The 13,652-nt window shown below is 67.2% G+C and carries 13 protein-coding genes; 2 read left to right on the top strand and 11 right to left on the bottom strand.

The window, feature by feature from the left end; all coding sequences use genetic code 11:
* Nucleotides 1–3: 3 nt before the first annotated feature.
* On the bottom strand, nt 4–1,482 hold the full coding sequence (eccB, locus tag GFY24_RS14880; RefSeq protein WP_153805647.1) for a type VII secretion protein EccB: 1,479 nt from the start codon (nt 1,480–1,482) through the stop codon (nt 4–6).
* Between the two features lie 84 nt (nt 1,483–1,566).
* Between eccB and eccE the strand changes: the two genes are divergently transcribed.
* The gene (gene eccE / locus GFY24_RS14875) at nt 1,567–3,210 is read left to right on the top strand and encodes a type VII secretion protein EccE (protein ID WP_309230863.1); all 1,644 of its coding nucleotides are present in this window, start codon (nt 1,567–1,569) and stop codon (nt 3,208–3,210) included.
* 27 nt (nt 3,211–3,237) lie between these two features.
* Here the strand turns inward: eccE and GFY24_RS14870 are convergent, their stop codons facing one another.
* The 3 genes from GFY24_RS14870 to GFY24_RS14855 all read right to left on the bottom strand — a co-directional run bounded on the left by GFY24_RS14870 (nt 3,238) and on the right by GFY24_RS14855 (nt 6,148).
* Nucleotides 3,238–3,798, bottom strand: a complete 561-nt coding sequence (locus GFY24_RS14870) for an NAD(P)H-dependent oxidoreductase (RefSeq protein ID WP_309230862.1) — start codon at nt 3,796–3,798, stop codon at nt 3,238–3,240.
* A gap of 35 nt (nt 3,799–3,833) precedes the next feature.
* Nucleotides 3,834–5,204, bottom strand: coding sequence for an NAD(P)-dependent oxidoreductase (locus GFY24_RS41990; RefSeq protein WP_228566333.1), 1,371 nt, complete (start codon nt 5,202–5,204; stop codon nt 3,834–3,836).
* Between the two features lie 128 nt (nt 5,205–5,332).
* Entirely contained in the window at nt 5,333–6,148 is an 816-nt protein-coding gene (locus GFY24_RS14855) for an S-methyl-5'-thioadenosine phosphorylase (RefSeq protein WP_153805646.1), read from the bottom strand.
* Between the two features lie 95 nt (nt 6,149–6,243).
* Between GFY24_RS14855 and GFY24_RS14850 the strand changes: the two genes are divergently transcribed.
* Nucleotides 6,244–6,600, top strand: coding sequence for a metal-sensitive transcriptional regulator (locus GFY24_RS14850; protein ID WP_309230861.1), 357 nt, complete (start codon nt 6,244–6,246; stop codon nt 6,598–6,600).
* Nucleotides 6,601–6,610: 10 nt separating this feature from the next.
* On the opposite strand, the gene GFY24_RS14845 is transcribed toward GFY24_RS14850, so the two are convergent.
* From GFY24_RS14845 to GFY24_RS14815, 7 genes are all read right to left on the bottom strand, one after another.
* Nucleotides 6,611–6,790, bottom strand: a complete 180-nt coding sequence (locus GFY24_RS14845; protein ID WP_194852877.1) for a helix-turn-helix domain-containing protein — start codon at nt 6,788–6,790, stop codon at nt 6,611–6,613.
* Nucleotides 6,791–6,844: 54 nt separating this feature from the next.
* Complete coding sequence (locus tag GFY24_RS14840) at nt 6,845–7,813, bottom strand: nitrilase-related carbon-nitrogen hydrolase (RefSeq protein WP_153805644.1); 969 nt, start codon at nt 7,811–7,813, stop codon at nt 6,845–6,847.
* Nucleotides 7,814–7,926: 113 nt separating this feature from the next.
* On the bottom strand, nt 7,927–8,910 hold the full coding sequence (locus GFY24_RS14835) for an AraC family transcriptional regulator (RefSeq protein WP_153805643.1): 984 nt from the start codon (nt 8,908–8,910) through the stop codon (nt 7,927–7,929).
* 121 nt (nt 8,911–9,031) lie between these two features.
* A complete protein-coding gene (locus tag GFY24_RS14830; RefSeq protein WP_153805642.1) occupies nt 9,032–9,889 on the bottom strand; it encodes a nitrilase-related carbon-nitrogen hydrolase in 858 nt (285 codons plus the stop codon).
* A gap of 84 nt (nt 9,890–9,973) precedes the next feature.
* Nucleotides 9,974–10,954 carry an AraC family transcriptional regulator gene (locus GFY24_RS14825; RefSeq protein WP_194852876.1) on the bottom strand — a complete coding sequence of 327 codons (981 nt, stop codon included), beginning with the start codon at nt 10,952–10,954 and terminating at the stop codon, nt 9,974–9,976.
* A gap of 422 nt (nt 10,955–11,376) precedes the next feature.
* Nucleotides 11,377–12,342 carry a helix-turn-helix domain-containing protein gene (locus tag GFY24_RS14820; protein WP_153805640.1) on the bottom strand — a complete coding sequence of 322 codons (966 nt, stop codon included), beginning with the start codon at nt 12,340–12,342 and terminating at the stop codon, nt 11,377–11,379.
* Between the two features lie 308 nt (nt 12,343–12,650).
* Entirely contained in the window at nt 12,651–13,649 is a 999-nt protein-coding gene (locus tag GFY24_RS14815; RefSeq protein ID WP_153805639.1) for a helix-turn-helix domain-containing protein, read from the bottom strand.
* Nucleotides 13,650–13,652 lie beyond the last annotated feature (3 nt).

The raw sequence follows: 13,652 nt of genomic DNA, 5'->3' as shown, positions 1-13,652 counted from the left end.
CGCTCAGTTCTGCGCCTTGACCGGCTGCCCCGCCGGGTTCGGGTCGGGTGCGACACCATCGTGGGCGACCATGGCCGCCGCTCGGCTCAAGGTCGGACCTGGCGCGAGCAGGCCGATAATCGGCCAGGGCGCGGGCTCCGGCCGCACCGATTCCGGGTCCATACCAAGGGCTTTCGCGGCCTCCAGGTCTTTGATCCCGTAGCGCACACCGTAATCGGAGATGAAGAACAGGCTGTCGCGGCGCTGACTATCGGGTTCGAGCCCGGTGGTCTGCACGTACGCCCCCGCACCCGGCTTCATATAGAAAGCGTCGACCTCGGGCCCGTTACCGTCGGCCTGCGCGAGCGGCACCAGGCGGGCACGATCCGGAATCGGCACGGCATGGCCGGTGAGCACGGTCAGGTCGGCATGCTTGCTGCCGTCGGCCTTGTCGGCGGCGCCGACGGGCTGCCAGGCCAGGCAGTCCACCGGCTGATCGTTGCCGTCCACAATGCCCGGCGCGCTATCGGGATAGTTCGCGACCCGCAGCGCCGAGGAGACGGGCGCGCCGGTCCGGTCGGCCTGGGCGATGTGATCATCGACGGCGGTGGAACGGTATGTGTTACGGACGATTTCGGCGGTCAGCGGCGACACCGGCTGCAATCCGTCGGCGAGTACGACGTAGTTCCTACCGTCCGTGCGCACCCGCACTACATCGCCGATGCGATGCTCACCGATCGAATAGTGCGGGGCCGCACCGGCATCCGCGATGGGCGGCGCAATGATCGGCAGCACTTCGGGAATCGCGTTCAGCAGCCCCGCACTGATGGGACGCGGTGTGTGACCGCGAATATCGAGGGCGTCCACCACGGCGCGATCGTTCATATCCAACTGCGCACGCTGATTGTCGTAGATCAGATACGTGTGATCGCGCCCCTGTACCAGCAGCGCCTTCCCGGACTCCAGCGCAGCAGCCTTCTCCCCCAGCGCCGGATCGCCCGCGAGCACCGAGGTGGTGAGCGTGCGACTGCCGTCATTGGCCAGCACATCGCATACGGTCCAGCCGCGCCCATTGCTCTCGGATTCGAAGTTCAGCGTGGCGGGTGCGCCGGGAATCCCGATGAGCTGCCCGCGCGGCTTCTTACTCAGCTCGGATTCCTGCACCGTCGCCGGCTTTGCGGGCTCCCCCGCCGCGAGTCGCGCCGAGGCGAGGTTCAGCGTCGGATGCACCACATTGTCGATGACCACATAGACGGCCCCCGTGTCCTTGCCGATGAGGATCTTGTTGGAGCCGATCTTGTCCTGCGGCCGCAGTAGAGCAAGCACTCCGCAACCCGCCAGCGCGACGACGGCGAGGATGAGTCCGACGCTGAACGCCCGGGACTGGGAGCGCATCGGGTCGTGCAGCATTCGCACGTCCCTGCGGACCAGGGCGTGTTCCATGCGGCGAACCAGGAAGCGATAGCCGCTGACCTGCCATCGCGTCGTCGGTTTTGAAGGCATAAAACTCCCCCGACCAGTGATTGAGTTCGCCGCACACAGTACAGTTCCCGGGAATCCGCATTCGCACTCGGCCACGGATCGGGCGTGGCCGGGCCCGGCAATTGGGGGATGGTGATGGCCCGAGTGGGCATGGTGAACCTGCTGGTCGCACAGGTGACCGCGGTGGCCGTTCTGCTCGTGTGCGCGCTGTGCGGAGTGCCGTTCTGGGTGGCATTGGGCAGCGCCATAGCATTCGGACTGGTCTTGTTTTTGCCACTTGGCAAACGACCAGTTTCCCAATGGATCGCCACCCGGCTGCGCTTCCGCGCCCGCCGCCCCCGCCCGGTGGCCGACCTCATCGACTTTCGCGCCGGCGACGGCCGCTCACTCGGCCTCTTCCGAGACGGCAGCCGCGTGGTCGCCGTGGTCGAGGTGCTGCCCCCGAAGGGCGGACTCACCCGGCTCGGCCGCAGCACCGTCCACTCCTCCCACCTGCTGCCCCTGCCCGAACTCGCGAAAAGCCTGAGCCGGCACGACATTCTGCTCGCCGGCATCGATATCGTCTCGCACGGTCACCGCAGCCGCTCCGGTACGCCCGCCGGAGCCATCTACGAATCCCTCATCGGCCCACTGCCCGCCACCGCGCACCGCACCGTCTGGCTGGCCATCGCCTTCGACCCACTGCTCTGCCCGGATGCCGCCGACCGGCGCGGCGGCGGACTGCCCGGCGCGTGCCGCACGGTTACCATTGCCACCCAGCGCATACTGCGCATCCTCGAGGACGCCGACTGCCCGGCGCGCATCCTCACCGCACCCGAAATCACCAAGGCCACACTGCAAATCACCGCCGGCGCCGACCCGCGCGAACTCACCCAGCACTGGCGGTACGCCGAACTCGGCAACAGCGTCAATATCGGCGCCGCCGTCCCGCCCGGTCGACTGGACTCCGAACAGCTTGCGCGACTGTGGGTTCCGGCGTCCCGCGGCACGACCGTGGCGGTACGCCTGCGCCCCGGCAACTCGGCCGGGACCGTGCGCCTCGGCGCGGCCTGGCGGCTCACGGCACGGGAACTGCCCGAGGAGCAGCTGCAACCGCACATGATCTCCATGAACGGCCGACACCTCGAGGGCCTGCTCGCCCAATTACCGCTCGCCGCACCGGGAATGGACGACACCGTGCCCACCCGGGAGCGCGATATCGCGGAGATCGACAGCGTGGAGCTGCCCTCGGCCGGCTGCGGACAGCTGCTCGGCTCCGACGACGAGGGTAATGGTGTCGCCGTCCGCCTTGTCGGACAGGGCATTTCGAGCGTGTACCTCGCCGGTGAGCTGTATCTGGCGCAGCAGTTGGTATTCCGCGCACTGGCCGTGGGCGAACGGGTCCTGCTGCGCACCGAACGCCCACAGGTCTGGGAGCACTTGATCACCACCATCGGCAATCCGGAACGCCTGACACTGGCCGCCGACACCCACGAATCCGACTCCGGATACACGGCCGTGCTGGTCGACGGCGTACTCGCGCCCGCGCCACATGCCGGAATCACCACCCTCTACCTGGCCGGTGACCCGCTGGGTTGGCCGGGCGCGCGCCCGGATCTGTCCATCGTGCAGCCCGGCGCGGCAGGCAATCGCATCGTCCTGCGCACCGGGACCACACAGGTGGAACTGAACCTGGTCTCGATCCCCCGCGAATCCACCTATATCGGCCGGCCCCGCGCGGCACAGGCGCTCGCCGGTCAGCCTGGTTAGCCGCCGCGCTGCCCGACCGCCGCACGGTCAGCCGGGGTAGGGATCCACCGCCCGCGCCTCGCGCAAAGTCCGTCCCCACCAACCGAGTTGACGCAGCAGGCGGGCAGCGGCGTCGATGGCGGCACCATCCTGGGTCTCCCCGGCCCGGTCGAATCTCCGCTTGGCCTCATGAAAACTGACGGTCTCCCGAATCGACACCATATGTATTTCGGCCACCACCTGCCGTAACTGCTCGACGGCCCGCAGACCACCCGAGAGCCCGCCGTAGCTGACGAACCCGATCGGCTTGGCCCGCCACTCCCGTTTGGCGGTATCGAGCGCGGTCTTCAACGACGCCGGATACCCGTGGTTGTACTCGGAGGTGACGACCACGAAAGCGTCTGCGGTGGCGATCCTTTCGCAGTACGCCCGAGACTCCGGCGTCTCGCTCAGATCCAGCGGCAGCGGTGTCTCGATCAGATCGATGACCCCCACCTCGAATTGCCCATCCGCCCGCGCCGCCCGCAGGAACCAGTCCGCGACCACCGGCGCGAACCGCTGCGGTCGCACACTGGCCACGATTACCTCTAGCCGCAGTGGAGTGCTCACCCGCCGAGCCTATGCCGCGACCGCCGTGATTCCGGCTAGCGCCCGGCCGACGCGGTGGCATAACCGGACAGGCCCGCGCCGGGACCGGTGCGCGCGGTGAATTCCAGTGCGTGCCAGGCCCGTTCGGGATTGGCGACCAGATGCCGGATATCGGTGATCCGATACTGTCCCGTCACCAAGGGCGCGGGTCCGTCCAGCGCCTTGGCCATGGTCGATGCCACCTCCCACAGTGTGAGCGGCTGCCCCGAGGCGATATTCAACGGCACGAATCCGGCCAGCCGCCGGTCCACCGCCGCGACCGTGGCCGCCGCGACATCACGCACATGCACGAAATCCCTTACCTGCCCGCCATCTTCGAAGACCCGCGGCGACCGCCCCGCCAGCAGTTCGGCCCGGAATCGTGCCACCACACCGGATTCCGCCGACCGTACCAGCCGCCCGTCCTGCACGGCCGGGCCGTACACGTAGTGGTACCGCAGTACGGTCGCCGCCGATCCGGTGCTGGCCACCCAGGCCAGCGCGTAATGCTCCTGCGCGACTTTACTTGCCGCATAAGCGCTTCGCGGCCGCAGCGGCGCATCCTCGCCCAGCGATTCCCAGGTCAACAGGTCCCCGGTACGCGGCGCGCGATGATCGAACAACCCGCGATCCAGATCGGATCGCCGCCGTAACCCGGGAAAGAACGGCCCCTGCCGCCCCGCCCGATAGCGCCCCTCGCCATATACCGCCACCGACGAGGCGAGCACCAGCCGCCGCACCCCGGCCCGCTCCATGGCGGCCAGCAGCACCGCCGTTCCGGCGTCATTGTGCGTGGCGTAGACGGCGGCCCGCTGCATTTCGAGGGGTCCGGTGCGCGCCGATTCCCGGGCACCGTCCACCGGTTCGCGCACGCAGGGTCCGGCCCCGTGCCCGACATCCTCGCGCCGTCCGGCCGAAGTATTCACGTGCCCACCGGGTTCCACGCCACCCGCCGCGCGCAATGCCCCGTATCCGGCGGGCCGATCGCTCTCTCCGGCCTCCGGGGCCAACTCGTCCGGAACCCGGGCGGCGTCCGGCCGCTCCGGTCCATCCGGCGTATCGGCCCGGCCGGAGACGGGTCGCGGGGGCACCCACCGCCCCGGGGTATTGCCCGGTAGGTCCGGTACGGGAACGGCAGCAGCCAGGTGGCACACCACGTCGACACCGCGCAACAGCGGCTCGATCGCGTCGGGATTGCGAATATCGACGCGGGAAACGCCTTCGGGGACAGTGGGATTGATGCCGTGCACGGAGTCCAGGAAATTGTCGACGGCGATCACCTCGTGCCCGGCGGCCAGTAGCGCGCGATGCACATGGGAGCCGATATAGCCCGCCGCCCCGGTCAGCAGTACTCGCGTCCGGTCGGCATGCGGTCCGCCTTCGCTCATGCGTTCCAGCCTAGGCGACGGCCCGCGCGGGCGCGCCGCGCGGAATGGGCAAGGCCCGGTCCACGAGTGCGGACCGGGCCGGTGAGCTGGTGATTTCGCCGCGCGGCGCGGAACGTTGCGACGGCCGACTACGGCAGCTCGAACGGCAGCTGCACGCCGGTGCCGGTGAGCACCCGGCAGGCAGCGCAGGTGTCGTCACCTTCGACGGCGGCGATGGCACGGCCGACCATGGCCTTGAACGGCACCAGATTGCGCTCGAATTCGGCGAAGACATCCACCGCGCTGACGCCGTGCCCGGACTCGACGCCCGCGTCCAGGTCGGTGACGAGAGCGATTGCGGAGTAGCACATTTCGAGCTCACGGGCGAGCACGGCCTCGGGGTGCCCGGTCATATTGACCAGTTCCCAGCCGAGCCCGGCGAACCACTGGCTCTCGGCGCGGGTGGAGAAGCGCGGCCCCTGCACCACGACCATGGTGCCGTGATCCTTCATGGGCAGTTCAGTCCCGGCCGCCGCGATGGCCGCACCGCGCAGGTCCGCGCAGTACGGGTCGGCGAAGGAGACGTGCACGCCGCCCGCGTCGTAGAAGGTCTGCTCGCGCCCGGAGGTGCGGTCCACCAACTGATCCGGGACGGCCACGGTGCCCGGCCCCCAGTCGGCGCGCAGACTGCCGACCGCGCAGGGACCGAAGATGCGGCGCACACCGAGCGTGCGCAGCGCCCACATATTGGCGCGGTAGGGCACGGTGTGCGGGGAGTACTCGTGCTTGCGCCCGTGCCGGGGCAGGAAGGCGACCGACCGGCCCTCCACCTGCCCGATGGTGACGGGCGCGCTCGGCGCACCGTAGGGCGTCTCGAGCTCCACCGTGGTGGCATCGTCACCGAAGAAGTCGTAGAACCCGCTACCGCCGATAATGGCCAGCGTGGCCCGAGGATCCGAACTCATGGCCCCGATTCTCGCTCATCCGCGCACGAGTGGTGCTACCGGATCGGAGCATGTACCCTAGGGGGGTATTGATGCCGGGAGTGAGGAAACCGTCGGTGACCAGCGAACAGACCGCCACAACCGAATCCGCCGCCGCGACCGGGACCGACCGGTCCGGCCACGACCACGCCTCGCACGGCTACATCACCGCCAAGGACGACTACCTCAAACGCCTGCGCCGCATCGAAGGTCAGGCCCGCGGCCTGCAGCGCATGGTCGAGGAGGAGAAGTACTGCATCGACATCCTCACCCAGGTCTCGGCCATGACCAAGGCCCTGCAGGCGGTCGCCATGGGCCTGCTCGAGGATCACATCAGCCACTGCGTCGTGGACGCCGCCGTCGCGGGTGGCCCGGAGGCCGAGGCCAAGATCAAGGAAGCCACCGACGCCATCGCCCGCCTGGTCCGCTCCTGATCCGAACCGCTCACGCCGATTCCGCCCGGAATTCACTCGGGGTCATACCCACTTCCTGACGGAAGACCCGGTAGAAGTTGCGCTCGTCGGCGAATCCGGACGCTCCGGCGATCGTGGACAGCGAGCGGAAACCGGGCTCGCGCAACATATTTCGCGCATGATCGAGCCGCATCCCGCGCGAGTGGCTCACACCGGTGATCTTCGCACCGAATGATCGGACAGACCATACGGTTTGCATACCGGCTCAGCAGGCAGCGAGACCGTCCGGACCCTCCCCGCGAATGACCGGCACCGCCCAGCGATCCGTACCCAGCCGCCGCGCCGGTGCGGTACGCGCAGCCTGCTGCCCCCGACGGGTCCGGGGCCGCGGTGCCAGATCCATCTCGCGCAGATCCGGCGCCATCGACCCGATCTCCAGATCGGCGTACAGAATGCCCTCCACGCCCTCGGTGAGCGGCGTGACGACCTCGGTGCCACCCGCGGCATAGATCCGGGCCTGCCCGGTGCTGCGATTGGTCTGCGGTGCACGGCGATCCCACGCGGCATTGCCCACCACCGCACACGGCGCGACGACATACGCGCTCGCTTCGAGCGCGTACATGCGGCTCACCGTGGCGGCCGAATCCGGGCCCGGGGCATCACCTTCGGGATGGCCGGGCCACGCGGCGACGTGAATCTCCTCCTCGTCGGCGCGCAGCGCACGGGTGAGCAGCGGGCGCTGATTCTCCTGCCCCGACAGCGCACCCACCTTCCCGATGTCGCCGTGTTGCACGGTCGGGAGATTCGGTGTGCCCGAGGCGAATACCTTGCGTTCGATACTGTTCAGCCCGGCCTTGCGGCGAACCGAAACCATCTCGCCATTGTCATCGATTACGGCCTGTGCCATATAGATTCGGCGATCCTGCCGTTCACCGAATCCGATGACCACATGCACGCCGTGATCCCTTGCGGCAGCGGTGATTCGGCGCATTTCGGCGCCGTCGCGGGTCATGGAATTCTCCCGGCAGCGGGTCGAGTATTCGACGTTCCACTGATTGGAATCCACCCAGCACCACCAGGGAAAGCCGGGTAGGAAGGTCTCGGGGAATGCGACCAGGCGAGCCCCCGCTGCGGCAGCGACGCCGATCAGCTCGACAGCCTGCTCGACTCCCTCCGATAACCGCAGCCATTTCGGCTCGGCCTGGATCGCCGCCACTCGCACCGTTCGTCTCATCCCATTTCCCTCATGGAATTCGATGCTTGCCAATGGCGCGAGTACACACCATGGCCGAGTGTGCCGCTTTACGGACTGTTCATGCCACTGCGGTGTTTATAGCAATAAACAGTTCATGGCAATGTACGAAATGATCCAGGTGTCGTGCCCATTTCCGTTCGGAAGGAACGATAGAAGCTACGCTCGGTGAGGAAACCCGAGGCCTTCGCCACCGCGGACAGCGGCAACTGCGGTGCGGTACGCAATAACTCGCAGGAACGCTCGATTCGCATGCGCCGCAGTACCGCTCCCGGACCCCCCTCGAACTCAGCGAACACCCGATAGAGGGTACGCCGGGACATTCGGCAACCTTCTGCGATTCGATCAACTCCGAGATCCGGATCCGCGCAGTTGTCACGCATGAAGCTCAGCACCCGCTGCCGATTCAGCGCATCCGCGGACTGATCCCGCGGCACCCCGCCCGAGGCCGCCACCACCGCCGCGGCCAGCAGATCCATCCCCGGTTCGGCCAACAGCGCCGCACCGCCCGGATCATTGCGGCGCAATCCCGCCACACCCCGGAAGAATTGCGCGACGACGCCGGGCGCGCTTTCACTCGAAAAGTGGGTAGCGGTAGGCACATCCGCGTCGATCACGCCGTAGCGCTCACGCAGCTTGCTCAACGGCACCTGGAGAACGACCTGCTCCCAATCCTCGCCGAATTCCCACTCGTACGGCCGCGTCGTGTCATAGAACACGATCCCGCCGGGCCGCACATCCGCTACTCGATCATCCTGACGCAATCGCGCACTACCGGAAAGCGGAATGCTTGCGAGAAGGAACTCGTCTTCGGTTCGCGCAATCAGTCGACCGGTGCGGTGGATCAGTTGCGGCGTCGATCCCACCACCGTGAGGTCCATGTCGCCATATCGCGCATGCTCGATATGCCCGCGAAAGAGCCCGTTGGGCATCGGTGAAACCGCAAGGGGCACATATGCCGCACTCACATGCGCTTCCCAGCGCTCGAAAGCCTCCACCGACGACGCTTCCGATCCGGATCGCACCTCGACCCGATTGACTTCCCCGAACCGCTCCACTCCCCATCCCTCGACAACCATCGACGGCCTCTGCCCGGCCGAATACCGGGCAGTGTGTCAGATTCACCAACGCACGGCCAATAGCCGAAAATCACCGAGGCCCCCGATTGGCGAATCGCGGCGCCCATGCTCGGAGAAAGTGCTAAGCAGCGGACTCGCAACTCAGATCCAACTCCAAGTCCGCGTACAGGATTCCCTGTTCGTGACCGTTCAGCGGAGCCGCCAACTCCGCACCGCCCGGCGCGTAAATTCGCGAATGCCCGCCTGGGCCGCGCACCAGCTGCTTGGCCGGTTCCATACCGCCGCGCCGACTCTCACTACCGGCCACATCCATCACCGAACACGCCGCGATCACATTCAGATTGCCGACCACCGCGTACCAGAGCGTGGCCGCATTGTTCACCCGCACACCCCAATCCACATCCCGGGCGATGATGAACCCGGGCCACGACACGATATGCACCTGTGCGCCGGTGCGTTCCAGCTCCCGGCGCGCGGGCAGATGCAACTGCTCCGAGCCGCCCTGCACGCTGATCCGGCCGATATCGGTGCGGAACACATACGGTTCGGTGATCTCGCCGCAGCGGAAGATCCGGTGCTCGAGGGGTGTCAGCTCCGGCTTGCGGCGCACCCCGGCCAGTACGCCCCGATCGTCGATGAGGCACTGCGACATGTACAGCGCACTCCCGCAGCGCTCACTGAAGCCGAGCAGCACATGGATACGATGCTTACGCGCGGCATCGGCGATGCGGCGGAACTCGGTGCGCCCCACGGTCAATGAGTTGGTGCGGTAGCGGGCGAAGAAACCCTGCCCCCAGCTCACCGAATCCAACCATAGCCACCACGGATACCCGGGCAGGAAGGTCTCCGGGAACGCCACCAGTTGCGCGCCCCCGGCCGCCGCCGATTCGATGAGTTCGATGGCCTGCTGGACGCCCGCCCGCAGATCCAGCCACCGCGGTTCGGCCTGGACGGCCGCGACCCGCACCTTCGTCGGCACCTCGGCTCCCTTCGACGCTGGGGATGATCTGTGCCATCACCCTTCGCCGAACGACTGTCGCGTGCAGCGACATCCTGTGCCGAGCTACCGACGTGATGTGCCTGGGTCCAATTGCGCCCGGAATTGGCCTGGCGTCTGCCCTGTTTCATCCCGGAAGGCGCGGTAGAAGTGCCGGTCGGTGGCGAATCCGGAGGCCGCCGCGACCGCCGCCAGCGGACGATTCAGGTCGGCGCGCAGCAGCCGCCGGGCGTGCTCCACCCGCATCCGCCGCACCAGTGCCGCCGGACCGCCGAAACCCTCGCACAGTCGATACAGCGTGCGCCGCGAGACCAGACAGGCATGCGCCACCTCGTCCACCGTGAGCTCCGGATCGGTATAGCGCTTACGGAGATACGCCAGCACCTGCTGCCGCGTGTACAGCGAATCCGAGGGGGCGGGCGAACTGCGCCCGGTGGCCAGCAACACCGCCGAGGAGAGCATGCCGGCGATCTCGGAGTCCAGAACCGTTGCGGCCTGGGTGGTTTCATCGGGCGGCAACTCGGCCAGCCCACGGAAGAAGGTCGCCACCACACCGAGCGCACCGGTGGTCGGCATCGGCGTGGCCAGTGGTAGTTCATCGCGCACCAGACCGGCGTGCTCCAGCACCAGATGCATGGGCGCGCGCACGATCGCCGATACCGCGTTATCGGTGGTGCGACTGTCCAGTGGACGCGCGCTGTCGAAGAAGACGATGGAACCGGCGGGCGTATCGGCCACCCGCCCGTTCTGCTCGGTCCAGTTCGAGCCCTCCACAACAATATTCACCAGCAGGAACTCGGCACTGGCCTGTTCGATCTGCCGCCGGGTGCGCATAACGCGCTGGGCGCTGGCGGACATCAGGGTGAAACTGGAGCGATCGAACTGGGTGGTGCTTACTTTTCCGTGCCAGTGACCGGTGGCCAGCGGCTCGATGGAACTGGGCAGCACAGCGTCGGAGACGATGGCCTCCCACTTCTCGAACGCCTGGCGCGCCGAGGTATCCGAGCTCGAGCAGACCTCGGTGCTGGCGGTTGCCGCGTTTCCCACTCCGCCATCATCCCATCCCCCGGGCTCCAGCAAACCCTATTGCAGCTGTTTGAACCCGGCGAAACGGACCAATTACCAGATGATTCCGGGCAGTACGCCTACCCGGTCGTCGGCGGCTCGACAACGACCGGGCGGCGTCTCCGCATCGCTCGACCTGGGCCGTCGGCATCATCGACGACTGCGCCGGACATACAAGCGGCGCGGCGCCTCGAGGCACAATCGAACGAGGAGACCGTCGCGTGCACTGGGAAAGCGATTTGGCCCGGGGCTGTCACCGGCGTAAACCGGGTGCCCCCACAAGTATTCACACCGGTTGCCCCGGCGTGACTGTCCTGGCGTGCCAAGTCACTGACTTCTGGCGTCAGGCCGGTTCGACACTACATCGCACACAATGCACCGATCCGAGACCCGCAATCCGCGAATCAGGCATGCGCAGTGCGGAATTCGCCCGGTGTCATTCCGATTTCGCGTTTGAACGCGCGATAGAACTGACGCTCGGAGACGAATCCGGCGGCCCGCGCGATGGAGAGCAGCGGTCTTGTCGGATCTGTCCGGATCAATGCGAGCGCGCGCTCGATCCGCATGCGCCGCAGCAAGACCGCCAGCCCCTCCCCACCATCCTCGAACAGCCGATACAGCGTCCGCCGCGAGACCGCGCAGGCCGCGGCCACTCGATCCACCGTCAACCCCGGATCGGCATAGTGTTGCTGAATGTATGCCAGCGCCTGCTGTTTGGTGAGCGCCTGCCCCGGTTCGTCATGTGAGACCTCCCCCGCCGCCAACTGCACCACCGAGGCCAGCAAACCGGTGCCGTGCCGCGCCAGCACCGCCGCCTGCTCCGGTGCGGTGTACTGCAATTGCGCCAGGCCGCAGAAGAATCGGCCGACAATCCCGGCCGCACCCTCCGGTGGGAAACGCACCGCCGTCGGCAACCGATCCGAGGCGACCCCGGACGCACCCACCACCTGAGACAGCGGCACCTGCACCGCCACCACACCCCAATGCTGATCGAAGTGCGCGGTGAAGGGCCGCGAACTCACGTGCAGCATGAGACCGCCATCGGCCATCTCACCGACGCGACCGTCCTGCGACAGCCAGCCGCGGCCGTGGGTGGTCACCGTGGCGAACAGGATCGGCTCATCGGGTTCGTGGATCAGCCGGGGTATGCGGGTGATGTGCTGACCGCTCGCGCTCACGGTCGAAACATCCATATCATCGAACCGGGACTGCACTATTCGGGCCCGGAAGTCACCGGATCGCACCGGCGTGACCACCAGCGGCACGTAGGCCTGCGCCACCACCGCCTCCCACTGCTCGAAGGTCTCCTGTTCGGAGACCTCGGGCATGGACCGCACCTCCACCACTGCGGGTTCCAAGCCGCCGCTCATCGGCCGATTGTCGCACCATTGGGCGGAGTGAAAGTCGAAATCACTTCACATATTTCAACTTTCGGACCTCATGCCGGAATTTCACCGTGGTCCCGAACACTTGTGCGCCTGTCGCGGCGTTCAACCACGCCGCAGATTGCCATCCGCGACATGAATCTCCAGGGCGGACATGAGGATTCATGTGGCTCGCATTCCGCGTACGGAATGCGAACGCATCGCTGCGAATCCAAGTAGGCACCGAATTATCCTCTGCCGAAGCGGAATTCGACAAGACGGCCGCGCGACACGAAAATCGGGGTGATCCCGTGTCACGCACCCGTTCCGCAGGATGCCCGGTACTCGCCCGGAGTCAGCCCGGTCAGCTCCCGGAACACCCGGAAGAAGTGACTCTCCGCCCGAAAACCCGACCCGGCGGCTACCACCGCAACGGGTAGCTCCGACCTCGCGAGCAACCCGCGCGCATGCTCGACCCGCATTCGCCACAGCACCGCCGCGGGCCCCTCCGCCATACCGTCGAAGATGCGGTACAGCGTGCGCCGGGAAAGCATGCAGCCCTGCGCGATCCGATCCACGGTGAAGGCCGGGTCGGTGCACCGCGCGCGCATGTACTCCAGCACCTGACGGCGATCGAAAGCCTCCGCGGAGTACCCGCCCTCGCCCGCCGGCGGCCGCGGCAAGCCACCCGCCGACCGCGCCGCCGCCACCAGCAGATCCAACGCGGACTCCGCCAAAAGCGCTGCATGCTCGGCATTTTCGCGCTGTAGCCGGGCCAGATCGAGAAAGAACCGGGCGACCACACCCGCCACGCTGTCCGCCGTAATGGTGCGACAGAGCGGCACATCTTCGAGGGTGATCCCGCCGTGCTCGCGCAACAGACCGACCGGCACCTGCAGCACGGTCTTGTCCCAGGTGCTGTCGAAATCCCAGCGCAGTCGCCGGCTGCTGCCGAAGAACACCATGTCCCCGGGCCCGAGCGCGGCGGTCGCACCATCGAGATGCAGCAGGCCGCGGCCCTTGATACCGATGCTGGCCAGCAGATATTCGTCATCGGCGGCGGCGATGAGGGAGTCGGTCAGGCTCACCTGCTGCGGGCTGGAGCCGACCTGGGTCACATCGATCTCGCCGTAGCGCCCATGCGTGATCCGGCCGTGGAACTCGCCCTCGGACAGCGGCGGAACGGCGAGCGGGAAGTAGGTTTCGATCATCTGCGCTTCCCAGCGCTCGAAGGCCTGCGGACGGGACAACTCCGGCCCCGACCGGACCGCGATCTGCCGGACTACCGGTGGCGACTCGACATCGTCCGCCACCCT

This window comes from Nocardia sp. SYP-A9097 (assembly GCF_009649815.1).
Taxonomy (GTDB): domain Bacteria; phylum Actinomycetota; class Actinomycetes; order Mycobacteriales; family Mycobacteriaceae; genus Nocardia.
Note: the sequence above shows the minus strand (reverse complement) of the source record. Positions and strands in the feature narration are given on the sequence as shown.